Raw genomic sequence first — 23929 nt, forward strand, 5'->3', positions numbered from 1 at the left:
CCGGGGCGAAGACGCCCCGGCCCGGCGGTTACTTGCGGCCTTGGATTGACATGGCTTCTTCGTATTCGTGGCGGATGGCGTCGCCGCCGGATTTGCGCCAGTCGGCGACGGCCTTGTCCCAGGAGGCGACGTCGGCACGGCCTAGTTGGATGTCCTTGGTGGTTGCGTCCATTCGGCTGTCGAGGACCTTGCCCTTGGTGGACTGGGTCGGTGAGTAGAGGCCGTACGTCGGCGGCAGGATCGCGGTCGGCAGGATGGCCTTGAGATGGTTGTAGGCCACGTCGACCGCCTCGGGGTGACCCGGGAAGTAGACCGGGTAGCCCCCGTCGGCCAGGTACTGGATCGGGAACTCCCCCAGACAGACCTCACTCCCGCCGGCCTCGGTCAGCTTGGGATCGGTGCCGGTCAGCGTGTAATGCCGACCGGGAAGCCCGAACTTACGGAACAGGTATTCCTCGGTGCCGAACGGCGCGGCCATCCAGTTCAGCACCCCCAGCAACATCCGGGTCCGCTCCGGCGAGCTGGGCTTGATCGCCGCGATCGAGTTGATCGGCTTGCCCAGCAGGAACCGGCCTGTCTTCCCGGCCTGATCCCGGACGACGGGGATCGAGATGGCGAAGGACTTCACCACACTGCGCCGGTAGAAGCTCTGGATCGAGGAGTACGTGTCCTGCGTCATCACCGCGGAGCCCTGGCTGAACCAGACCTTCTGGTTGTTCTTCGCGATCCCGTCGGGGTGGATCAGCCCACCAGCCGACATCTGCCGGGTGACCTTGAGCATCTCCTTGTGCTCCGGAAGCTCCCGGCTGTGCAGCAGCCGACCGTCGCGAACCTCCCAGTCGTTCGGCAGCCGCAGCATCGCGCCCAGCGCCGCCGTCGGCGGAACCGCGAACGCCCACCGGTTCTTCTTCTCGTCGGTCACCGCCTTCGCGACCGCGAGCAAGTCGTCCACGTCGGGCGACCCGAGCTCGACCCCGAGCTGATCGAGGAGATCCTGCCGCGCCAGCAGCAGGTTGGACGACATCACCCCGCGCTGGATCGGGACCGCCCGGATCCCGCCGGAGTACACGCACCCACGCCAGGCGTCCGGGGCCAGGTTGGCCAGGAACGGGTAGTCGAGGATCGCGTCGCCGGACAGGTACTCGGTCAGGTCCTGCCCCCGTGCCTCGAGGAACTGCGGCAGGTAGGCGAACCCGCTGTCGACGTTGAACAGATCACCGAGGGTGTCGCCGGCCACGGCTGTCGCGAACTTGTTGGGGTAGTCGGTAGCCGAGGTGATCGTCAGCTCCAACGGTGACCCGAGCCGGCGGTTCAGCTCTTGCCAGTACGGGTTGCGGTCGGCCGTCGGTGGGATCGGGTTCGACGTCGGAGCGGACCCGGACACATCGCTGCCATCGCCGGGTGCGCCGTTGGTGACCCGGGCCGGCTCGGCCGGGAACCTGTAGAAGCAGTCCGGCATCAACGGATGGGACCGCGGCAGGTCCGGCTTCGGTCCGTCGAACCGCTTGTAGGTCGGCAGCGCCACCGGCTTGTTCAGAGCTGCGATATCGGTCGACCTGGTGACCGTACTGCAGCCGGTCAGACCACCGACGCCGGCCGCGGCAGCCAGCGACCCACCGAGGAGTGTTCTTCTGCTGATCGGTGTCATCCCTTCACCGCCCCGGTCAGCATTCCCTTGGCGAAGTGCCGCTGGAGGAACGGGTACACGATCAGGATCGGCACCAGCGAGACCACCAGGATCGCCATCTGGATCGACTCCTGCGGCGGAAGCTGGTCGGCCGCCGCACCACCGAGATCACCACTGCTGAGCTCGGTGTTGTTGATGACGTACGTACGCAGCACCAGTTGCAGCGGCCATTTCGCCGTGTCGCTGATGTAGAGCATCGCGTTGAAGAACGCGTTCCAGTACCCGACCGCGTAGAACAGGCCGACAACCGCGAGTACCGCCCGGGACAGCGGGAGAACGACCGACCAGAAGATCCTGAAGTCGCCGGCCCCGTCGATCCGGGCCGAGTCGAGTACCGAGTCCGGGATCGCCATGAAGAACGAGCGGAGGACGATCACGTTGAAACCGTTGATCGCGGTCGGCAGCACCAGGGCCAGCAGTGAGTCGAGCAGCCCGAACTCCTTCACCACCAGGTAGTTCGGGATCAGCCCCGGGCTGAACAGGATGCTGAACAGGACGATCATCAGGATCGGCCGCTGCCCGAAGGAACCCGGGCGGCTCAGCGCGTAGGCCAGCATGGTGGACCCGGCCAGGCTGACCAGCGTGCCGGCGGAGGTGATGACGACGCTGACCAGCAGCGCCCGCAGCACCACACCCCCGTTGAAGATCGACCGGTAGGAGTCCAGGTTGATGCCGTCCGGCCACAGGACGAAGCCGCCGGAGTTGGTGACATGCGCCTGGCTGGCGATGCTGGTCGAGATCACGCCGATGAAGGGGATGATCACGACCGCGCAGCACAGCAGCAGCACGATGCCCTTGAGGGCCCGCGTCGGAATCGCGGGACCGTCGTCGATCTGCTTCGGCCTGCGGTCGGTACCGGGCGGCCGGATGACGTTTGTCTGGGTACTCATGATTTCCGGTACACCCCCGCCTCGCCGAAGATGTGCGCAACCTTGTTGGCGCCGATCACCAGGGCGACGCCGAACAATCCTTTGACCAGGCCCACCGCGGCCGATACACCCCATTGGCCCGCCAGTACGCCGTTGTTGTAGACGTAGGTGTCGAGCACTTCGCTGGCCGGTCTACCCACCAGGCTCTGCTGCAGGATGATCTGCTCGAAGCCGACGGTGAGCGAGTCACCGAGCCGCAGGATGAGCAACAGGATGATCAACCCGCGGATGCCCGGCACGGTGACGTGCCACAGTTGCCGCATCCGCGACGCTCCATCGACCCGAGCGGCCTCGTACAGCCCGGTATCGATCTGCGTCAGCGCCGCCAGGAACAGAATCGTTCCCCAGCCGGTGTCCTTCCAGATCACCTGGCTGGTGAGCAGCGTGATGAAGCTGTCGGGGTTGCCGAGGAAGTCGATCGTGTCGATGCCGTGCGATCGCAGAACATTGTTGATCAGGCCACTGCCACCGAGGATCTGCTGGAAGATCGCGATCACGATCACCCAGGACAGGAAGTGCGGTAGGTACAGCACCGACTGGACGACGCGCTTGATCCGCTCCGACAGCAGGCTGTTCAGCAGCAGCGCCAGCGCGATCGGTGCCGGGAAGACGAAGATCACCTGGACCAGCGTGATCAGCAGAGTGTTCTTCAGCGCGTTGAGGAACTCCTGGTCGCCGTTGAAGATCACCGCGAAGTTGTCCAGACCGACCCACGCGCTCCGTCCGAGCGGTACGAACGGCAGGTACTCCTGGAACGCGATCAGATTGCCGAGCAACGGCAGGTAGTGGAAGGCGAGCATCAACGCCAGGCCGGGCAGGGCCATCAGCAGCAGGATCTTGTCCCGCCGTGCTCGCGCCCACCAGGACAGGCCCTGGCTGGATGGACGGGCGGATCTCTTCGGTACAGCCGGACCCGGTGGCCCGGAGCCGGAGGCACCGGCTGGGTCGACCCGGGTGGATCGGGTGGTTTCGGGGCTGAGAACTTCTTCTGCTCGGGACACGCCTCACTCCCTGCGTCATGATCGGCGCCCTATGGAGAGCGCTTTCCGTTCCCCCTTGTTCGATCTTGTCGTGTCTTGGGGGATGTCGCAGCTTGAGCGGAGCGTCATCCGAATATCGGACGGCGCACACCGGTAATCAGCGGGGGAAGGTGAGCCAGGTGCCGGCCAGTGGTTGCTGACCGATGCCCGGCTTGGAGTAGTCGCACACGCCGCCAGGGAAGATCGCGCGCAGGTGGGCCCACTGGGCGTCGGTGAGGGATGGATAGTCGGACCGGACCGGGTCGTGCAGTTGGCACTTGATGACGTCCGCGGCCACCCCGGCGCCGGCGACCTCGCGCGGGAACGACGCCGATGGGAACAGTTGCTCACACCGCGACGCCGGGTTGCGGTCGAGTGGCTGCGCGATGAACCCCGAAGGCCCCCGGCACCCTTCCTTCAGCCCCGACGGCCGCGCGGCAACGATCTTGGCGATGCGCGGGCGGGACGACCCGTCCGCGGCCAATCGGGTCAGCCAACGATCCATCGAGTCGACCGCGTGTTGCACCAGCGGGCTGTCGGTGCTGAACAGCCCGTACTTGGCGTCCTCCAGCAGGCTGACCTGGTTGGCCGTCGTACCGTTGGCTTTCTCCAGCCGGGCGCGCATCGAGAACGTGTGATACCGGACGTGGATGTCGCCGTACGACCGGGAGTCGAAGTACGCGCGGTAGTCGATGATCGGCACGTCCTTCAGCCCTCCCCCGCCGCTGGTCAGCCGTCCAGTCCTGTACGCCGCTTGCACGGCCTGTGGATCGGCGACCGTCCGGGCCGGCACGAGGTTCGCGTCCATGTCGAAGCCGCCGATCCGCTCGTTCAGATCGAGGAACTGGTCCACCGTGATCACCCCGGACTTCAGCACGCCAAGCCCGTACTGCACGCCGACGTTGTCCAGCGGCCGCCGGGCGAACCCAGTCTCCGGATCAGCGCCGTACGCCGTGATCGTGTGGTCGTAGACATCGCAGCGGACGCCGTGCGGGTTCCCGACCGGGTCGTAGCGTTGCGCCGGCGGGATGATGTCGCAGTTGCGGCGCGGGTCGATCCGGCCGCCGCTGATCGCCATACTCGGCAGCGTCGCGTACGTCGCGAAGCCGGCCACCTGCCGCTTTTCTTCCTGGGTCCAGGGCACGGTCGTCCGCGCGGTGAAGTACGAGTCCAGCAGCCAGGCGTCGCTGATGAACGTCACGGTCCCGAAGCCGACGTCGGGGAACGAGCAGCCGACGATGATGCCGTCGAAGATCCCCGGGTAGTTGTCAGTGATCTGGTGCGCCTGGTACGAACCACCGGAGCAGCCGAAACCAACCGTGTAGTCGGGACGGCCGTAGTGCTCGACGAAGAGTTCCTTCGTCATCATCGCCGACTCGGCCGCGGTCAGGTCGTTGCAGTTCTGGCCGAAGACGTTCAGCGACGAGGACATCAGCGCGTAGCCGCGACCGAGCAGGAAGGCGTCCGTCACGCCGCCGGTCGTGCTGCCCGAGCGGTACCACCCGCCCGCGCATCCACCGCCGAGCGTAAAGATCGCCCGCCCGTTCCAACCCTGCGTACGCCGCACAGCTGTAGGAGCCGGATCGTTCAATGGATCGTGCAGCATGCTGGTCTGGACTACGGCCCGGTCGGCGCTGCCGGTCTCCATCCGCACGATGAACGGGACGCGCCGGCCGAGCGAGGTCTTCGTGTGCGCCAGGTCGCTCGGGTAGGACCTGGTACCGGCCGGCCAGGCCGCCCACTGACCCGAGGTCGTTCGGTAGAAGTAGTCGACGCGCGACCTGACCGTGCAGTCGGCGTCGAGTGGGGCGCCCAGCGTGCCGCCGATCACCGGGATGGTGAACTGCGCGGTCTCGCAGACAAAGGGTTGCTGGTGTGGGCCGGAGAAGACCGGCCCCTGGCGTGGATAGTTGCGGACATCGAGGCTTGCGGTGGACCCGTCGGGCGCGGCGGCCCGCAAGGTGTTCGGACCTAACCGCATGCTCCCGACCAGACCGACCAGCGACTGCTCGTCGACGGTGAAGGACGAGGTCACGTCCTTGCCGTTCAACTCGACCTCCACCTCACCGGGCGGGACCTGAGCCGGTACGGCGACGCGCACCAGCGCGTCGCCTCCGGTCACGAAGTCCGGACGGCCCGAGAGGATCTCCAGCGCCAACCGGCTGGACGCCGCGGCTGGCGTCAACGGAGCCACGACAGCGAGGAGACAGGCGAGTACCACCAGCAGACGACCGGCTGATCGGGAGCGGTTCACGGGTCCTCCAGGATCAGTGGGCGGCGACCTCGTAGACGCGGGCGATGTCAGGGGTGGTGCTGGACGGATCGGTGATTGTCAGGCGGAGTTGGTCGACGGTTGCGGACGGACCGGGTACGGAGACCAGAGATCGGGTGTTGCCGGTGACACTGCCCAGCTGGACCCAGCCGGCCGCGGTGTGGGCCTCGACCCCGAACGCGGTCAGGACGGTGCCGGTGGCAACATTCGGAAAGCCGCCCGCTGTAGACGTCGACCTGGTTCACCTCCTTGTACGAGCCCAGATTCAGCGTGAGGACCGGTGCCGGGTCGCCCTCGGCGGACATCCAGCGTCCGCTGTCGATGCATGACCCGTCAACCGCCTTCGCCGCGCCGGACGAGGCGTCGTACGTCGAGGAGGCGGTGACGGTGGCGCCTCGGGCCAGGTGATCGGAGCACGGCGAGACCGCGGGAGCACCGGCCAGCCAGTCGCGGACGAAGGCGCCCTGGTACTCACCGCTGAGCAGGTTCCAGTTCTTGTCGAACATCACCGGAGCCCAGAAGTTGTCGAAGATCCAGCCCAGCCAGCCGATCTGCGGGCGCGCGTCCAGGTACTGCCGCAAGGGCAGTCCCCAGCCGGAGGTCGTGCCCGCCGTGACGTTGTTGGCCGACGACGACGGATCCCAGCCGAACTCGGTCAGGACGACCGGCAGCGTTGCCGCGGCATTGCCGAACTTCGGGTCGAGATTGGTCGCGGTCGCCGGACCCTGGTTCGGATAGAGGTGGTAGACGTACGCGATGTTGCCGCCGGTGATCGGGGCCGTCAGGGCACCGTTCAGCCGGGTGCTCCAGGACGGGCTGCCCATCAGGATCACGTTGGACGCGACGGACCGGATCGAATCCACGACCGGCTGGACGTACGACTTCCAGGTGGCCCAGTTGTCCGGCGCGATCGGCTCGTTGAACACCTCGAAGAGCACGTTCGGGTTGTTCGCGTAGCGCGGGGCGATGAAGTCCCAGAACCCCTTCACGTCCGACCGCGGTACGGCGCCGGCCGCGTCACCGTAGTTGCGGACCAGGTGCAGGTCGATGATCACGTAGAGACCCTTGGCCACGGCGTGGTCGACGTACGGCTTGATGTAGGTGGCGTCGTACGCGTTCAGATCCTTGCCGATCGCCTCGGTGACCAGGAGGCGGAGGATCTTGGAGTTCCAGCCGTTCGACACGGTCATGTCGATCAGGTCGTTGATCGGCTTGTTGTTGCAGTCGGTGCAGACGGCGTTCTGCTCGGGGGCGATGACGGAGACACCCTTGAGGGTGACGTTCGTACCGGCGCTGTTCTTGATGTGGTTGCCGTCGGTGTGGAGGGCGGGGAGGGCGGTCGTCTGGGCCGAGGCATTCACCAGGGTTACCGCGGACAACAAGAGGGCTGAGCACAGGGCTAGGGCGGATTTCCTGAGCACGGCGGTTCCTTTCAGTCGCGATGGGTGCGGATGTGTTCCGGCCAGGCCAGCGGGATGTTCAAGCTGTCCGCCAGCAGGTGTCGGTAGTCGGCCAGGTGGGTGGGATCGTTGCGGACCTTGCGCGGCGAGAGTCCTTGGCTCAGGCAGAAGCTGATGAGCGCACCGACGGCCTCGCCGATGCTCCACTCGACCGGGTGCAGGCGGTAGCAGCCGTTGGTGATGTGGGTGGTGCCGATGTTCTTGTTCGCCGGCAGCAGGTTGTCGACCCGGACCGGGATCAGCGCGCCGAGCGGGATCTGGAAGGGGTAGGCCTCGATGTCGACATAGCTCCGCCCGGCCGTACTCGGATGCAGATCGATCCGGTAGCGCCCGAGGCCGACGCTGTCGGCGAACACCTCGCTTCCCGCCCCGTCCGGCCGCGCCTCCACCCCGACGTGCTGCTCGAGCACGGTGAACTCGGCCTGGATCCGCCGCGACTCCCGGATGTACGGCGCCTTGGCCAGACCGTCCGCCGTCCCCGTGACGTCCGGTCGCAGCCGCAGACCCGGGTAGCCGGCTTCGGTCTGCATCCAGTACAGGAAGGACAGCGACAGGTCCCGGCTCGCCGCCAGCGCCGCGGCGGGGTCGTCCACCCCGATCAACGGGCGCTCCCAGTAGTCGAGCTGCGGCCAGTTGACCACGGTGACATCCGGGATCACGCCGTCGATGAAGTTGCTGCGGGCAAGCACCTGCCGGTAGCGCCAGAGCGAGAACGGCGCCCGCTGCTCCGGGTTGGCCTCGAACAACCGCCACTCCCGCCGCTCCAGCGTGACCGGTACGACGTCCTCCCAGGACAACTGTGGTCCCGGCCAGAACGGGGCGACGTGATCACGCCAATGCGCGTACCCCGCCGGGCGGTCGATGGTGTGGTCCTCGCCCGGCCGGTGCTCCAGCGCGAAGCACCACGAGAAGGCCTGCTGGTCCAGCGGATCCGCGATCTCAGGCGCGTGCAGCTCACCGGTCGTGGCGCGGCTCTCGGCGCCGACCACATGCTCGACGCCGGCCAGCTCCAGCAGGTCGCCGAGCTCGGTCGCGTCCACGACGTAGCTGGCCGACACGGTCAGCTCGGTGCCGCTCCGCAGATCCCTGACCGTCACCGCGTCGATCTCGTCGCCCTCGGCATGCGCCGCGATCGGCTCGTGCTCGAGATACACGGAGAGCCGGCCGGAAGCCTGCCACGGCGCCAGCATCTCCTCCAGCACCGCAGCCGCGACGCGCGGCTCGTGACAGAACCGGCTGACCACCCCGCGGCCGGGGTCGAGCAGCGGATCAGCAGCCACCTCCGGCCGGAGCGGGTAGTTGCGCCGGTAGTAGTCCCGGATCCGCCGACGGAGCTCGGCGTACCCGGGGGCGGCGTACTCCTCGATCCACGGGTGCTCGTCGGGCGGCACCGCCTGGCTGGTCAACTGACCGCCCAACCAGTTGGTCGGCTCGGTCAGAACGACGCGCCGGCCCAGCTTCGCCGCGGTCAGTGCCGCCGCGACCCCGCCCAGACCGCCGCCGACGACCAGCACATCCGTCTCGAGTTCCACCCGTTCACTCCTTCGTTCGCGGTGTTTGTGGTGGCGCGGCGACGGTTTCGCCGGCCACCAGATCGCAGGGCACCAGTTGGCTGACCGGTGGTTCGTCCGGGTCCTCGACCCGGGCGACCAGCGCGTCGATCGCGATCCGGCCGATCTCCTTGCGCGGGATCACCAGGCAGTCCCAGCGGTGCCCGGGTTCGTCGCCGGATCCCTCCAGGACCGCGACGGACACGTCCGCCGGAATGCTCAGCCCGCGCGCGGCCAGCCCGGTCCGCAGATCCTCGGCCAGCCCGATGTTCTCGGCGACCACCGCGGTCTCCGGTCCGGACGCCAGTTCGTCCAGCCACTCGTCGGTCAGCCCCGGCTCGCCGCGGAGACCGGGCGAGCGGTCCTGCAACCCGAGCCCTTCGATCGCGTCGCGATAGCCCGTACGGCGATCGGCATATGCCTCCTGCTCGATCCCCGAGCGCAGGTAGGCCAGGTGGCGGTGACCGCGCTCGGCCAACGACGTCACCAGCCGGTCGGCGGCCGACACGTAGTCCGGGATGATGCACGGGATCTCCGCGCCGGCGACCTCACGGCGACCGATGTGGACGAACAGGTACCCGTCGTGCCACAGCCGGGCCAGCTCCTCGCGATCGGTCGCGGCACCGAGCAGCACGCTGCCGTCGGCCAGGTTGAGCCGGTTGGTGCCGTCCCGGTAGATCCGGCGGCGGCCGTCGCTCGTACCGGTCGAGGTGAACAGGACCAGGTCGTACCCGATCTCCTCGGCGCGCTCCTCGATCCCGAGCAGGAACTCGAAGTAGAAGTCTTCCCGCGCGTGCGGGAAGACGGCCTCGAAGGTGTGGACGCCGAGCAGCCGGTTGCGCTTGTTCCGCAGGTTCCGCGCGGCCGCGTTCGGGACGTAGCCGAGCTGCTTCACCGCCGCCCGGATCCGCTCCCGGGTCTCCTCCGGAATCCGGTCGACATCCCCGCTGACCACGCGGGACACCGCGGACTGGGAGACTCCGGCGAGCCGGGCGACGTCGGACTGTCGTGGTGCTTTCATCGTTTCTCCTGCAACCAGCAGTGCGTCCACTGCCCAGTGGGTAGTTCGGTCCGGGGCGGAGCTTCGGTACGGCAGACGTCCATCGCGAACGGGCACCGCGGGTGGAACCGGCACCCGGCCGGCGGATCGATCAGACTCGGCGGCTCACCGAGATCTTCGGCGTCGAACAACGAGTCCCGGTCGGATCGCTCGCGCTCGGGATCGGGCGACGAGTCGATCAGCAGTTGCGTGTACGGATGCAACGGCTTGGCGATCACGTCCTCCTTCGGACCGCCTTCGACCATCTGGCCGGCGTACATCACCACGATGTCGTCGCACAGGTAGCGAGCGCTGGCGATGTCGTGGGTGATGTAGAGCAGCGCCAGGCCGTCCTCGGTCCGCAAACGGTCGAGCAGGTTGAGCATCTCCAGCCGGATCGACACGTCCAGCATCGAGATCGGCTCGTCGCCCAGCAGCACCTTCGGCTCGACCGCCAGCGCCCGCGCGATCACCACCCGCTGCCGCTGCCCACCGGACAACTCATGGGGGAACTTGTCGATGAATTGCTCGGCCGGCGACAGGCTGACCCGCTCCAGCAGCTCGACGACCCGACGCTCCACTTCGGCCTTCGTGCGTACGGCGTGATGCAGTTTGACGGCCCGCTCCAGGTTGTACCGGACGCGGTGCAGCGGGTTCAGCGAACCGAACGGGTCCTGGAAGATCAGCTGGACGTCGCTGTAGTAGGAACGAGGCTTGCCCCGGACCGCCTTGCCCCGCAGGCGAATCTCGCCCTTCGTCGGCGCGTAGAACCGGGCGAGGAGCCGAGCAAGCGTGGTCTTGCCGCTACCGCTCTCCCCGACCAGCGCAACGATCCGGCCCGGCTGCAACGCCAGCGTCGCATCCTCGACCGCCCGGACGACGGCCTTGCCGGCCGGGAAGTATTTCGAGACCCCGCGGGCCTCGAGCACGGGTTGGCTCATGCTCGATCATCTCCCGATGGGTACAGCCGGCAGGCCACGGCGTGGTCCTCGATCGTCAGTAGTGCGGGTTGTTGCTCGTCGCAACCGTCGAAGCGGTCGGCGCAGCGGGGATGGAACGGGCAACCCGGTGGTGGGTTGCGCAGGTCCGGCGGGGTGCCGGGGATGCCGGTCAGGCGGGTGATCGGCGACCGCAGCGGCGGGAAGGAGTCCCGGAGGCCGCGGGTGTAGGGATGCCGGGGCTTGGTGTAGAGCGACTCCGCCGTACCGATCTCGACGATCCGGCCCGCGTACATGATCGCGATCCGATCGGCCAGCTCGAGCAGCAGGGACAGGTCGTGGGTGACGAAGACGACAGCGAATCCGAGCTCACGCCGCAGCCGTAGTACCTGAGCCAGGATCTGCCGCTGCATCACCACGTCGACGGCCGTCGTCGGCTCGTCCATCACCACGAGCTCGGGACCACAGGCCAGGGCGAGCGCGATACTCGCACGCTGCCGCATCCCGCCGGACAGCTCGTGCGGATAGCCGCGGACGCGATCGGCCGAGATCCCCACCATGCCGAGCAGCTCGGAGGCCCGCGCCCAGGCGTCCTGGCGACTCAGGTGCCTGTCGTGTTCCCGCAGTACGTCGACGAACTGCGCACCGACCCGCATCACCGGGTTGAGCGCATCCATCGCACTCTGCAGAACAATCGCCAGCGAGGTCCACCGCAGCCTCCGCAACTCGGCAGCGCCGAGTGCGACCAGGTTGGTGCTGGTGCCATCTCGGTAGAACTCGATCCGACCGGCGGTGGTCACCGCCGGCGGGCGCTGGAGTCGGGTCAGCGCGGTGATCAGCGTCGACTTGCCCGACCCCGACTCCCCTGCGACGCCGAGGATCTCGCCCCGCCGGAGCTCGAACGAGACGTCGTCGCATGCCCGGACCGGCTGGTCACCGGTCACGTAGTCGACGGTCAGCCCCGCGACGGACAGGACCGCCGTCCGCCTGGACACCTGCGTGATCGTCATGCCTCCACCACCTTCCGGGTCCGCACGACCACGGACCGACGGGCCATCCGGAGTTTGGGGTTGGACAGTTCGTCGACACCGAAGTTCACCAGGGTGGCCGCCGTACCGATCAGCGCGATGCACAACCCCGGTGGTACGAACCACCACCACAGTCCCCGCAGTACGGCGCTCTGCTGCTGAGCGGACTGGATCATCGTGCCCCAGCTGATCGAGCCGGAGTCGGAGATCCCGAGGAAGGCCAGTCCGGCCTCGGCCATCACGCCGCCGATCATGCCGTGCAGGAACATCGCCGAGATCCAGCCGGTCAGATGCGGCAGGATCTCGCAGAAGATCAGCCGCCGATGCGGCTCGCCGACCATCTTCATCGCCAGCACGAAGTCCCGGCTGCTCAGGCTGAGCGACTGGGCCCGCAGCGTCCGCGCGCCGCCCGACCACCCGAACAGGCCGATGATCAGCGCGATCACCCACGGCCCGGTGCCTTGGACGTACCCGGCGACGATCAGGATCAGCGGGAGGATCGGCATCACCAGGAACAGGTTGGTCAGGAAGTTCAGGCCGTTGTCGACCGCGCCGCCGAAGTACCCGGCCGGGACCCCGACGCTGATCGCGATCAGCGTGCCGATGGCCGCCGCGAGGAGGCCGACCAGCATCGACCCACGGGCGCCGGCGATGGTCTGCGCGAGGACGTCCTGACCGAACTGGGTGGTGCCGAACAGGTGATCGGCACTCGGTGGCTGCGAGATGGCGGAGATGTCGTTCGCCCGCGGATCCAGCGGCAGCAGCGGCCCGAAGAGCGCGAGCAGCACGAAGAAGACCAGGACCGACAGACCGAAGCGAACCTTCCAGCTGGAGAGCATCATCACCCCTTCGCCCGGATGCGCGGATCGAGCAGGACATAGGCCAGGTCGGCGACCAGATTGGCCAGCAGGACGGCCAGCGTGATCAGCAGGAAGACGCCTTGCATCATGGGGTAGTCCCGCTTCTGCAACGCCTCGTAGAGGAGGTAGCCGATCCCCGGGTAGCTGAAGACGATCTCGGTCAGCAGCGCGCCGCCGACGACACCGCCGAGCGCCATCGCGAAGCCCGTGAAGCTGGGCAGCATCGCGTTGCGGGCGGCGTACCGGAACATCACCCGCCCCGGCGAGAGCCCCTTCGCCTGGGCGAGCAGGACGTAGTCCTCGCGGACCGTGGTGACGGTCATGTTGCGCATCCCGAGCAGCCAGCCGCCGAACGCGGAGAACACGATGGTTGCTGCGGGCAACACACCGTGATGGAGCACGCTGACGGCGTACGCGAAGCTGAAGCCCTGCGGGAGGTCGGCGTCGTAACCGCCCGACAGCGGGGTCCAACCGAGGACGAAACCGAAGATCCAGAGGGCGAGCAGCGCGACCCAGAAGTACGGGACCGAGCTCAGGAACGTGGTGAACGGTGTGAGGATCGCGTCGAGCCGGCTGCCGGCCTTCCAGCCCGCGACGACACCGAGCAGGGTGCCGATCGCGAACGCCGTGATAGTCGTCGTACCGACGAGGAGCAGTGTCCAGGGCAGGGCTTGCCAGACCAGGTCGGCGACCGGGACCGGGAAGTTGACCACGGACACGCCGAGGTCACCGTGGGAAAGCTGGCGGAGGTAGTCGGCGAACTGGTGGGCCAGGTTGTCGGACGGGTTGCCGAAGATCGCGCGGATCGACATCAGCGTCTCGGCGGGAACCTGCTGGCCGCTGACCCGTTCGAGCTCCTCGACGATCGCGGACGAGGGGTCACCGGGCATCAGGCGCGGGAGCAGGAAGTTCAGGCCGATCGCGGCGGCCGCGGCGGCCAGGTAGAAACCCAGCCGCCGGGCCAGGAAAGCCCATCGCATCGTCAGCTCCCCCGGCGCTGCAGGCCGAGCATGGTCAGGATCGTGTCCGGCCCCATACCGACGAACGGGATGTGGTCGAAGTCGTCCGGCGTCGGCCAGCCGGTCCAGCGGCTCGCGTTGATGTCGACGAAGTAGAAGTTGTTGTAGATCGGGCTGAACGGCACCTTGTCCACGACGATCTTCTGCAGTTGCCGGCCGAGGGTCTTGAGCTGCTCGACGTCGTCGGTGCGTTGCATCGCGGCGATGATCGTGTCGGTCTCCGGGTCACTCCAGCGGCCCTGGTTCAGCGTCGCCGACTTACCGACGGGCACCTTGAACGAGCTGCTCAGGAACCGGTAGACGCCGTACACACCGGAGCCACCGGTGGACGCGGCGGCCAGGTCGAACTGGCCGAGGTTCTGCTTGTCGTAGTACCCGGCGCTCGGCTGGCCGGCGCCCTTCACCTGCAGGCCGAGGGACTGCTTCCAGGTGTTGATCAGGATGTCGGCGTAGTTGCCCCAGCCCCAGTCGGCGTTGAACAGGATCGACGGCTGGTAGCGCTTGCCGTCCTTGACCAGCGCGCCCTGCTCGACGGTCCAGCCGCCGGCCGCCAGTTCGGCCTTGGCCGCGGCCGCGTCGACCTTCTGCACCTGGCCCTTGTACGCCGGGTCGAGCCAGTCGGCGAACAGTTGGTCGGAGAGACCGGTCGGCCCGGCCTCGGTGCCCGGTCGTTGTAGCGTCGTCACGACCGCTGTCCGGTCGATGGTGAGGGCGAGCGCACGCCGTACGTGGACGTCGTCGAAGGGTGCCTTGGCGGTGTTGAAGAGGACGGACATCGCACCGCCGTTGGAGTACAGCTGGTAGAGGTGCTTGTCCGGGTCCTTGGCGACGTACTCCTTCTCGCCGTTCGGCCAGCTCGCGGACGACCAGTCGACATCGCCCTTGAGCAGCTGGGCCTTCAGTGCGTCCGCGCTGGTCGGGATGATCTTGTACGTGCTCATCGGCAGCTTGCCGCCCCAGTAGTCGGTGCGGGCCTTGAGCGTGATCTGCTGCGGCTTGAACTCGGCCACCGTGAACGGGCCGGTGCCGACGGGCTCGGGATTCGTCCAGGTGTTGAGGTTCTGGGTCGCCCAGATGTGCTTGGGCACCATCGGCAGCAGGATGTTCGCGAACTGGTTCACCGTCGCGTACGACGGCTCCGCGAACCCCACCGTCACGGTGCTGTCGTCCACCTTGGCCACGGACTTGTAGGTGATCCCGGCGATGCTGAAGTCCGGCTTCTCGATCGGCAGCCCGAGCGAATAGACCACGTCATCCGCGGTGAACTTCTGCCCGTCGGACCAGGTCACGTCCGTGCGGAGCTTGATGGTCAGCTGCTTGCCCGCGTCGGCGAACGCCCAGCTCTCCGCCAACCACGGCTTCACTACTCCCCCGGAGCCGTAGTCGACCCGCATCAACGGCTCGTACACCAGCTCCATGTTCGGCGCCTTGTCGGTGGCCGGACCCATCACGTTGTAGTTGCGGACGAACGTCGTACCACCATCGGTCTTGCCGTACACGATCGTGGTGTCGCTCGCGCCACCGCCGGCCTTCGTCGCCGCGGGGCCCGAACACCCCGCCAGCAGCACCGCACCGACCACTGCCAGAACCCGCCACCGACTGCGCATATCTCTCACCCCAGGACTAGAGCTGCTGCTGCACGTTCATACGTATGAGCACTCGCCTATGAGCCAGTTAGGAGCTGCTCTTACGTATGCGCAGGAACCTACGAACGTTACGACCGCATGTCAAGACCGAGAAGGTCTAGAGATACGTCTGGGTGCTGGGGGGTGCGGATTCCATCCAGGCCAGGACGCCGGTGAGGGCTTCTTCGGTCATGGCGAAGTGGACGGTGCGGTCGCGGAGCTCGGCGTCGACGATGACGTGTCCGGCGTAGGTGACCAGGGGCTCGTTGCCCATCGGGCGGCGGGTACTCACGCTTTCGAGCTGGCGGCGGTTGACGACGAGTTTGGGCCACCAGGCGAGGCTGAAGACCCGGAACCACTGCAGGTCGTCCCCGACGTAGCGGGCCAGGCCGAGAGCCCAGCCGCGGCCGTGGTCCTTCACGGCCAACTGGAGGCTGCAATCAAACGTTCCGCCGTCCCTGGACAACCAGCGACGGCGGAACGCGAAGATGATGATCAGCAGTACGGCGGCAAGCAGACAGACCCCGACGACATCGAGGACTACCCTCATACCTTGCCGACCCCATTTCCGGTGCCCAATATTTGGTACTGCTCCGGGCACCGCCGGAGAACCGTACTTTCAGTGACGATGTTCGATTATGGCAGGTCGGTTCAGGTCGCCTTCTCGGCGGCCCTCACCCGGGCCTCGGCGAGTCGCACCTCGTCGGCGTCGGCATCGCTCGCGGTGCCGGTCGCGAGCGCCTGCTCGAGCTCGCGACGGGCCTCCTCGAGGTCGATGTCGTGACCCATCTCGGCGTTCTCGGCCAGGATCGAGACCCGGTCGTTCGCCACCGAGATGAAGCCGTCCGGCGCGGCCGCGACGAAGAACTCGTCGTCGACGGTCCGCACCTGCACGGTGCCACCCTGCAGCAGGCCCAGCAGCGGCGCGTGGCCGGGCAGGATCCCGACGTCACCGTCCGTGGTCCGGGCGATGACGATCTTGGCCTGGCCCTGCCACACGGTCCGCTCGGCCGCGACCAGCGCGACCTCGAGGTGCTTGGCAGAATCGTCGGCCATGTCAGTTTTCCTTCTGCAGCTCGGCCCACTTGCGCTCGACGTCGTCGAGCGAACCGACGTTGAAGAACGCCTGCTCGGCGATGTGGTCGCACTCGCCTTCGGTGATCTTCTTGAAGGACTCGATGGTGTCCTTCAGCGGCACGGTGGAGCCCGGGATGTTGGTGAACTTCTCCGCCATGTAGGTGTTCTGGGAGAGGAACTGCTCGATCCGGCGCGCGCGGGCGACGGTGATCTTGTCCTCTTCGGAGAGCTCGTCGACACCCAGGATGGCGATGATGTCCTGCAGTTCCTTGTTCTTCTGCAGGATCTGCTTCACCCGGACGGCCACGTCGTAGTGCTCCTGGCCGATGTACTGCGGGTCGAGGATCCGCGACGTGGAGGTCAGCGGGTCGACGGCCGGGTACAGACCACGCGACGCGATGTCACGGGAGAGCTCGGTGGTCGCGTCCAGGTGGGCGAAGGTGGTCGCCGGCGCCGGGTCGGTGTAGTCGTCCGCGGGCACGTAGATCGCCTGCATCGAGGTGATCGAGTGACCCCGGGTCGAGGTGATCCGCTCCTGCAGCACACCCATCTCGTCGGCCAGGTTCGGCTGGTAACCGACCGCGCTCGGCATCCGGCCGAGCAGGGTGGAGACCTCGGAACCGGCCTGGGTGAACCGGAAGATGTTGTCGATGAAGAGCAGCACGTCCTGCTCCTTGACGTCGCGGAAGTACTCCGCCATCGTCAGCGCCGACAGCGCGACCCGCAGCCGGGTGCCCGGCGGCTCGTCCATCTGACCGAAGACCAGCGCGGTGTCCTTGAAGACGCCGGCCTCTTCCATCTCGTTGATCAGGTCGTTGCCCTCACGGGTCCGCTCGCCCACGCCGGCGAACACCGACGTACCACCGAAGTTGTGGGCGATCCGGTAGATCATCTCCTGGATCAGCACGGTCTTGCCGACACCCGCACCGCCGAACAGGCCGATCTTGCCGCCCTGGACGTACGGCGTGAGCAGGTCGAGCACCTTGATACCGGTCTCGAGCATCTCGGTCTTGGACTCGAGCTGGTCGAAGGCCGGCGCCTTGCGGTGGATCGGCCAGCGCTCGGCGATCTCGAACTCGGACTCGTCCTGGTTCAGGCACTTGCCGGTGACGGACCAGACCCGGCCCTTGGTGACGTCGCCGACGGGGACGGAGATCGCCGCGCCGGTGTCGCGCACCTCGGTGCCGCGGATCAGGCCGTCGGTCGGCTTCATCGAGATCGCCCGGACGATGTTGTCGCCGACGTGCAGCGCGACCTCGAGGGTGATCGTCTGGGTGGTGTCGCCCAGGGTGATGTCCACCTCGAGCGCGTTGTACATGTCGGGCATCGTGTCCGCTGGGAACTCGACGTCGACGACCGGGCCGATCACCCGGGCGACGCGGCCAACTGCGCCGGCCGCTCCGCTGTGGTCGTTCTTCTCGGTAACCGTGGCAGTCATCTCTCTCACTCGCTCCCGGCGCTCGCGTCGGCCAGCGCGCTGGCGCCACCGACGATCTCGCTGATTTCCTGGGTAATTTGGGCCTGGCGGGCCTGGTTCAGGTCCCGCGTCAGCTTCTCGATCAGGTCCTGCGCGTTGTCCGTCGCGGACTTCATCGCCCGCTGCCGGTTGGCCAGCTCCGAGGCCGCCGCCTGCAGCATGCAGTAGTGGATCCGGCTGGCGACGTACTTCGGCAGCAGCCCGTCGAGCACCTCTTCGGCGGACGGCTCGAACTCGTACAGCGGCAGTACGTCGTCGGCCGCCGGCGCTTCCTGGCCCTCGACGACCTCCAGCGGCAGCAGGCGGATCACGTCCGCGCGCTGGGTCAGCATCGACACGAACCGGGTGAAGACGATGTGGATCTCGTCCACGCCGCCCTCCTCGGTCGGGGTCAGGAAACGCTCGATCAGCGCGTCGGCGATCTCCCGGGCCCGGGCGAAGCTTGGGTTGTCGGAGTCACCGGTCCACGACTGCGCGACCTCGCGCTGCCGGAACGTGTAGTACGCGACGCCCTTGCGGCCGCTGAGGTACGGGACGACCTCCTTCTCGTCCTCGCGCAGCAGCTGGTTCAGCCGCTCCCCTTCACGGATCACGTTGGACGAGTAGGCCCCGGCCTGACCGCGGTCGGAGGTGATCAGCAAGACCGCGGCCCGCTTCGGGTTCGGCTTCTCGGTGGTCAGCGGGTGGTCGACGTTCGAGAACGTCGCCACCGCCGACACGGCACGGGTGAGCTCCCGCGCGTACGGACCGGCCGCCTGGGCGCGTTGCTGCGCCTTGACGATCCGGGACGCCGCGATGAGCTCCATCGCCCGGGTGAGCTTCTTGATCGTCGAGACCGAGGCCTTGCGATCTCGAAGCTCCCGCAGATTGGCTGGCACGGTCGATCAGCCCCGCTTCTGCCGGACGATCTGCTCCTGCTCGACGTCGCCCTCGTCCATCGCCTCGGCCTCGGCCTCGGTGCCGAGCAGCGTGCCCTCGGAGGTCTGGAAGGTCGGCTTGAACGCGTCCAGCGCCTCGGTCACGGCCTGCGCCTCGTCGTCGCCGAACAGCCCGGACTCACGGATGCCGTCGAGCACCTTGCTCTCGCGCCGCAGGTAGTCCAGGAAGTCCCGCTCGAAGCGCAGCACGTCGTCCACCGGGACGTCGTCGAACTTGCCCTTGGTACCGGACCAGATGGAGACGATCTGCTCCTCCACCGGGTACGGCGAGTACTGCGGCTGACGGAGCAGCTGGACCAGCCGCTGACCCCGGTCGAGCTGCCGGCGGGAGGTGGCGTCGAGGTCGGAGGCGAACATCGCGAACGCCTCCATCGCGCGGAACTGGGCCAGGTCGATCTTCAGCGAGCCGGACACGTTCTTCATGCCCTTGACCTGCGCGGCGCCGCCGACCCGGGAGACCGAGATACCGACGTCGATGGCCGGCCGGATGTTGGCGTTGAACAGGTCGGACTGCAGGAAGATCTGGCCGTCGGTGATCGAGATGACGTTGGTCGGGATGAACGCCGACACGTCGTTGGCCTTGGTCTCGATGATCGGCAGACCGGTCATCGAGCCGCCGCCGAGCTCGTTGGACAGCTTCGCGCAGCGCTCGAGCAGCCGGCTGTGCAGGTAGAAGACGTCGCCCGGGTAGGCCTCGCGGCCCGGCGGGCGGCGCAGCAGCAGCGACATCGCGCGGTACGCCTCGGCCTGCTTGGTCAGGTCGTCGAAGACGATCAGCACGTGCTTGCCCTGGTACATCCAGTGCTGGCCGATGGCCGAGCCGGTGTACGGGGCGACGTACTTGAAGCCGGCCGGGTCGGACGCCGGGGAGGCGACGATGGTGGTGTACTTCATCGCGCCGGCCTCTTCGAGCGCACCGCGGACGGCGGCGATCGTGGAGCCCTTCTGGCCGACTGCGACGTAGATGCAGCGGACCTGCTTCTTCGGGTCGCCGGAGTCCCAGTTCGCCTTCTGGTTGATGATCGTGTCGACCGCGATCGCCGTCTTGCCGGTCTTGCGGTCACCGATGATCAGCTCACGCTGGCCGCGGCCGATCGGGATCATCCCGTCGATCGCCTTGATCCCGGTCTGCAGCGGCTCGCGGACCTCCTGGCGGTCCATCACGCCGGCCGCCTGCAGCTCCAGCGCGCGGGTGCCCTCGAGGTCCTTGATCTCGCCGAGGCCGTCGATCGGCTTGCCCAGCGGGTCGACGACGCGACCGAGGTAGCCCTCGCCGACCGCCACCGACAGCACCGTGCCGGTCCGGCGGACCTGCTGGCCCTCGTCGATCCCGTCGAACTCACCGAGGACGACGACACCGATGTCGCGGGTGTCCAGGTTCAGCGCGATGCCCCGGGTGCCGTCCTCGAACTCGAGCAGCTCGTTGGTCATCGCCGAGGGCAGGCCCTCGACGTGCGCGATGCCGTCACCCGCGTCGATGACGGTGCCGACCTCCTCCCGGCTCGCCTGCTCCGGCTGGTAGTCGGTGACGAACCGATCCAGGGCGTCCCGGATCTCCTCCGGCCTGATCGTGAGCTCAGCCATTGTGTTTCCTGCTTCCTTGACCCTTGCTGGCCTGTTGTGGCTCTAAAGGCTTTCCCGACCCTTAGCGCCGCTTATGTCGTTAAGGGGCGTTCAGCCCGCGATGCGCCGTTGCGCTTCGTCGAGCCTGGCCGCGATGGTTCCGTCGATCACTTCGTCGCCGATGTCCACCCGGACGCCGCCGACCACGTTCGGGTCGACGATGACGTTCAGCTGGATGTCCCGGCCGTACTGCTGTCCCAGCGTCGCGGCGAGCCGTTCGCGCTCGCCCTCGGTCAGGTCGGTGGCGACCCGCACGGTCGCGATGCTGGCGTTGCGCCGGGCCGCCGCGGCGACCTGGTACGTCCGCATCGAGGCCGCGAAGCTGCGGCCCCGGCCGTCCACCGCACGCTCGGCCAGCCGCACCGTGACGGCGTCGGCCTTGCCCTGCAGCAGTCCGGCGAGCAGTTCCTGCCGGGCCGCGAGCGGGATGTTGCGGTCGCTGAGCTTGTCGCTCAGTCCCCGCTCCGCCGCGACGATCCGGTCCAGCCGGAACAGCTCGTCCTCGAGGTCGTCCAGCTTGTGCCGGCCGTCGGCATACGCCACCTCGGCCTGCACGCTGAGCTGGTCGAGGGCGTTCCCGAGGTCACGGCCGCCGACCCAGCGACCGGCCACCGCCGTGGTCAGGATCTCCTGCGCCTGGGTGGAGATCTTGCCGCCGAACAGCTGCTGGACCAGGGAGACACGGGCGTCGCGGGGCCGGGCCGGATCGGTCAGTGCGCGCCGGAGCGCGCCGCTGCCGTCCAGCAGCTTGGCGACCGAGAACAGCTCGGCGCCCAGCCCCTCGGTCACGGTGACACCCGCCAGGGCCTCCGCGGCCCGGGCGAGTGACTCGTTCGACGCGCCGCGCATCAGCCGTCCGTTCCGACGGCCTGACGAGCGGACTCCGACGCCTCGAGGTCGGCCAGGAAGCGCTCGACGGTGCGACGCTGACGCGCCTCGTCCTCGAGCGACTCGCCGACGATCCGGCCGGCCAGCGTGGTCGCCATCGTGCCGACCTCGCTGCGCAGCGAAGCGACCGCCTGGGTCCGCTCCGCGTCGATCTGGGTCCGCGCGTGGGTGACGATCCGCTCGGCCTCGGCGTTCGCCTGCTCGCGCATCTCCGCGATGATCTGGGCACCCTGCTCGCGGGCGTCCTCGCGGATCTTCGCAGCCTCCTGCCGGGCCTCGGCCAGCTGCGCGTTGTATTTCTCCAGAGCCGCCTTCGCCTCGGCCTGGGCCTGCTTGGCCTCGTTCATCCCGCCTTCGATCGCCGCGGTCCGATCGGCGTACGCCTTCTCGAACCGGGGGACGACGTACTTGGCGAAGGCGACGGCCAGCAGGACCAGGAAGACGAAGGCGAAGATGATCTCGGCGGTGTGCGGCAGCAGCGGGTTGACATCCTCACCCTCGGCGGCCAGCGGTAGCACCATCGTCAACATGTCTGAATCCTGTCAGTCGGAGGAAGTAGCTCAGGTACGGAAGACGAAGGCGAGTGCGATACCGATGATCGCCAGCACCTCGGTGACACCGAAGCCGATCCAGGCGATCGACTGCAGCTTGCTCTGGGCCTCCGGCTGCCGCGCGGTGCCGTTGATCACAGCGGCGAAGATCAGACCGACGCCGACGCCCGGGCCGATCGCGGCCAGGCCGTAGCCGAGGACTGCGATGTTGCCGGCAATCTCGAGAGCCATCTCAGGTGTTTCCTTTCGGTACGGATAGGGGCTATCCGGGTTTCCGTTACTACGGGTCTAGGTGGGTGGTGCGGATCAGTGGTCTTCGGCGATGGCGCTGCCGATGTACTGCGCGGTCAGCACGACGAAGATGTAGGCCTGGATGCACTGGACGAACAGCTCCAGTCCGCCGATCGCGAGGCCCATCACCCAGGTGACGATGCCGACGCCGGCGAGAGCGATGTTGCCGGTCTCGAAGACCAGGTACTCGCCACCGAGAACGAACACCAGCAGCAGGATGTGGCCGGCGAACATGTTCGCGAACAACCGCAGGCTCAGCGAGATCGGCCGGACGATGATGTTCGAGATGAACTCGATCGGGATCATCAGCGGCATCAGCCACCACGGCACACCGGCCGGCATGGTCTGGTGCTTGAAGTAGCCCCAGGGCCCGTGCTTCCTGATGCCGACCGCGTTGTAGATGACCCAGGTCATGATCGCGGCGCTGTACGCCCAGCCGATGTGGCTGAAGGTCGGGAACTGGACCAGCGGGACGGTGGCCGCGATGTTGTTCAGCAGGATGAAGAAGAACAGGCCGGTCAGGTACGGCACGTACTTCATGTATTCCTGGCTGCCGATCGCGTCGCGGGCGATCGAGTTGCGGACGAAGTTGTACCCGAGCTCGCCGGCGAACTGCAGCTTGCTCGGAACGACGTCGGCCTTGCGGGAAGCACCCCAGAAGAACCACAGGATGACAACGACGGACAGTGCGGACACCAGCACGGGCTTGGTGAACCAGTCCACGCCATCGATGATCGGCGGGGTGTCGAAGCTCTGTGGACCGGGTGCGATGAACTCGGTCGGAACGCCGGCGGTCACCGGGTCTCCTCTCGCGTCGTGCTCAAGTCGGACGCCTTGTAGTGAAGGGCAGGGCGGCTCAGGGCATGGCGGTCAACAACGTCAGACCCGGTGCGGATCGCGCCGAACCCTGAAGGATTCAGGCCAAATCTTATGATCGCGGTCCGTACCGGAAGTGCAGCAACAAGATGGTGAGCCCGGCACCGAGGACGATGCCCACCGGGAGTAAGAACTGGGTGCCGAGCAGGCGATCCAACCCGAACCCGATGCCGCCGTACACCACGACACCGCCGATCAAGTAGGACAGGACCCGCCAGCCGTCGCCCGAATTGGGGGGTGATGGCTTCGGATCCTCGTGCTCGCTCATTGGCACCCGAAACGTACCAGGAGTGGACAGGACCGGTCACATCGGCACCGGTAACCTCTGCCACAGCAGGGGAATCATTACCCAGGGTGCTCATGCCGTCACCTCATTGTCGAGGTCGTAGATCGGGATGCGCAGCCGCGACCAGGCCCAGATCTCGCCGGCCATCCAGGCCATCACGACCACCAGGGCGACCACGCCGAGCACGGTCAGATTCACATGCCGGGCCAGGCTGTCGGAGCTCAGCGCGATCGCGAGCAGACCGCCGAAGAACGCGATCCGTCCGGTGTACGACGCCATCGCGACGGCCAGCTGCATGGTCGGAGAGGTCTTGCGGGACAGGTGCAGAGCGATCAGGCCGGCGCCGGAGAAGACGATCACCGTCAGCAGACCCAGCAACGCGCCCCACAAGCCCGGCAGACCGGCCGCGACGGTGGACACCACGGCCGCATTGATACCGACGACGAGGGCGGCGACCAAAGCGCCACGCAACATCGCTAGCGCCGGGTGCCTCGTG

Annotated in this window: 23 protein-coding genes; all 23 read right to left on the reverse strand. The window is 67.4% G+C overall.

Going from position 1 to position 23929, the window contains the following annotated elements; genetic code table 11:
- Nucleotides 1-28: 28 nt before the first annotated feature.
- The 23 genes from AB0E63_RS42520 to AB0E63_RS42630 all read right to left on the reverse strand — a co-directional run bounded on the left by AB0E63_RS42520 (nucleotide 29) and on the right by AB0E63_RS42630 (nucleotide 23907).
- Entirely contained in the window at nucleotides 29-1648 is a 1620-nt protein-coding gene (locus tag AB0E63_RS42520; RefSeq protein ID WP_360379407.1) for a hypothetical protein, read from the reverse strand.
- Complete coding sequence (locus AB0E63_RS42525) at nucleotides 1645-2577, reverse strand: carbohydrate ABC transporter permease (protein WP_360379409.1); 933 nt, start codon at nucleotides 2575-2577, stop codon at nucleotides 1645-1647. The genes AB0E63_RS42520 and AB0E63_RS42525 overlap by 4 nt, the downstream gene beginning before the upstream one ends.
- Nucleotides 2574-3617, reverse strand: a complete 1044-nt coding sequence (locus AB0E63_RS42530) for an ABC transporter permease subunit (protein ID WP_360379412.1) — start codon at nucleotides 3615-3617, stop codon at nucleotides 2574-2576. The genes AB0E63_RS42525 and AB0E63_RS42530 overlap by 4 nt, the downstream gene beginning before the upstream one ends.
- A 136-nt stretch (nucleotides 3618-3753) precedes the next feature.
- Nucleotides 3754-5829 carry a DUF6351 family protein gene (locus tag AB0E63_RS42535; protein WP_360379414.1) on the reverse strand — a complete coding sequence of 692 codons (2076 nt, stop codon included), beginning with the start codon at nucleotides 5827-5829 and terminating at the stop codon, nucleotides 3754-3756.
- A 107-nt stretch (nucleotides 5830-5936) separates the two neighbouring features.
- A complete protein-coding gene (locus AB0E63_RS42540; RefSeq protein WP_360379416.1) occupies nucleotides 5937-7328 on the reverse strand; it encodes a cellulase family glycosylhydrolase in 1392 nt (463 codons plus the stop codon).
- An 11-nt stretch (nucleotides 7329-7339) separates the two neighbouring features.
- A complete protein-coding gene (locus tag AB0E63_RS42545) occupies nucleotides 7340-8899 on the reverse strand; it encodes an FAD-dependent oxidoreductase (protein ID WP_360379418.1) in 1560 nt (519 codons plus the stop codon).
- Nucleotides 8900-8903: 4 nt separating this feature from the next.
- A complete protein-coding gene (locus AB0E63_RS42550) occupies nucleotides 8904-9938 on the reverse strand; it encodes a LacI family DNA-binding transcriptional regulator (protein WP_360379420.1) in 1035 nt (344 codons plus the stop codon).
- Nucleotides 9935-10897, reverse strand: a complete 963-nt coding sequence (locus AB0E63_RS42555; protein ID WP_360379422.1) for an ABC transporter ATP-binding protein — start codon at nucleotides 10895-10897, stop codon at nucleotides 9935-9937. The genes AB0E63_RS42550 and AB0E63_RS42555 overlap by 4 nt, the downstream gene beginning before the upstream one ends.
- The gene (locus AB0E63_RS42560; protein WP_360379425.1) at nucleotides 10894-11904 is read right to left on the reverse strand and encodes an ABC transporter ATP-binding protein; all 1011 of its coding nucleotides are present in this window, start codon (nucleotides 11902-11904) and stop codon (nucleotides 10894-10896) included. Before AB0E63_RS42560 ends, AB0E63_RS42555 begins: the two co-directional genes overlap by 4 nt.
- The gene (locus AB0E63_RS42565) at nucleotides 11901-12761 is read right to left on the reverse strand and encodes an ABC transporter permease (protein ID WP_360379427.1); all 861 of its coding nucleotides are present in this window, start codon (nucleotides 12759-12761) and stop codon (nucleotides 11901-11903) included. Before AB0E63_RS42565 ends, AB0E63_RS42560 begins: the two co-directional genes overlap by 4 nt.
- A 2-nt stretch (nucleotides 12762-12763) precedes the next feature.
- Complete coding sequence (locus tag AB0E63_RS42570) at nucleotides 12764-13762, reverse strand: ABC transporter permease (protein WP_360379430.1); 999 nt, start codon at nucleotides 13760-13762, stop codon at nucleotides 12764-12766.
- Nucleotides 13763-13764: 2 nt separating this feature from the next.
- Nucleotides 13765-15408, reverse strand: a complete 1644-nt coding sequence (locus AB0E63_RS42575; RefSeq protein ID WP_360379432.1) for an ABC transporter substrate-binding protein — start codon at nucleotides 15406-15408, stop codon at nucleotides 13765-13767.
- Between the two features lie 136 nt (nucleotides 15409-15544).
- Nucleotides 15545-15976 carry a DUF2550 domain-containing protein gene (locus tag AB0E63_RS42580; RefSeq protein ID WP_360379435.1) on the reverse strand — a complete coding sequence of 144 codons (432 nt, stop codon included), beginning with the start codon at nucleotides 15974-15976 and terminating at the stop codon, nucleotides 15545-15547.
- Between the two features lie 101 nt (nucleotides 15977-16077).
- Complete coding sequence (locus AB0E63_RS42585) at nucleotides 16078-16482, reverse strand: F0F1 ATP synthase subunit epsilon (protein ID WP_360379437.1); 405 nt, start codon at nucleotides 16480-16482, stop codon at nucleotides 16078-16080.
- 1 nt (nucleotide 16483) lies between these two features.
- The gene (atpD, locus tag AB0E63_RS42590) at nucleotides 16484-17941 is read right to left on the reverse strand and encodes a F0F1 ATP synthase subunit beta (protein WP_360379440.1); all 1458 of its coding nucleotides are present in this window, start codon (nucleotides 17939-17941) and stop codon (nucleotides 16484-16486) included.
- A 5-nt stretch (nucleotides 17942-17946) separates the two neighbouring features.
- Entirely contained in the window at nucleotides 17947-18858 is a 912-nt protein-coding gene (locus tag AB0E63_RS42595; protein WP_360379442.1) for a F0F1 ATP synthase subunit gamma, read from the reverse strand.
- A gap of 6 nt (nucleotides 18859-18864) precedes the next feature.
- Entirely contained in the window at nucleotides 18865-20502 is a 1638-nt protein-coding gene (gene atpA, locus AB0E63_RS42600; RefSeq protein ID WP_360379445.1) for a F0F1 ATP synthase subunit alpha, read from the reverse strand.
- Between the two features lie 90 nt (nucleotides 20503-20592).
- On the reverse strand, nucleotides 20593-21390 hold the full coding sequence (locus AB0E63_RS42605; RefSeq protein ID WP_360379447.1) for a F0F1 ATP synthase subunit delta: 798 nt from the start codon (nucleotides 21388-21390) through the stop codon (nucleotides 20593-20595).
- On the reverse strand, nucleotides 21390-21959 hold the full coding sequence (locus AB0E63_RS42610) for a F0F1 ATP synthase subunit B (protein WP_360379449.1): 570 nt from the start codon (nucleotides 21957-21959) through the stop codon (nucleotides 21390-21392). Before AB0E63_RS42610 ends, AB0E63_RS42605 begins: the two co-directional genes overlap by 1 nt.
- A 30-nt stretch (nucleotides 21960-21989) precedes the next feature.
- The gene (atpE, locus tag AB0E63_RS42615) at nucleotides 21990-22211 is read right to left on the reverse strand and encodes an ATP synthase F0 subunit C (RefSeq protein ID WP_328519104.1); all 222 of its coding nucleotides are present in this window, start codon (nucleotides 22209-22211) and stop codon (nucleotides 21990-21992) included.
- Nucleotides 22212-22286: 75 nt separating this feature from the next.
- Nucleotides 22287-23069, reverse strand: coding sequence for a F0F1 ATP synthase subunit A (atpB, locus tag AB0E63_RS42620; protein ID WP_360379452.1), 783 nt, complete (start codon nucleotides 23067-23069; stop codon nucleotides 22287-22289).
- Between the two features lie 130 nt (nucleotides 23070-23199).
- On the reverse strand, nucleotides 23200-23415 hold the full coding sequence (locus AB0E63_RS42625; protein WP_360379455.1) for a hypothetical protein: 216 nt from the start codon (nucleotides 23413-23415) through the stop codon (nucleotides 23200-23202).
- A 90-nt stretch (nucleotides 23416-23505) separates the two neighbouring features.
- Nucleotides 23506-23907, reverse strand: coding sequence for a hypothetical protein (locus tag AB0E63_RS42630; protein WP_360379458.1), 402 nt, complete (start codon nucleotides 23905-23907; stop codon nucleotides 23506-23508).
- Between the last annotated feature and the right edge of the window lie 22 nt (nucleotides 23908-23929).

The organism is Kribbella sp. NPDC026596, from assembly GCF_040638415.1.
Lineage (GTDB): Bacteria > Actinomycetota > Actinomycetes > Propionibacteriales > Kribbellaceae > Kribbella.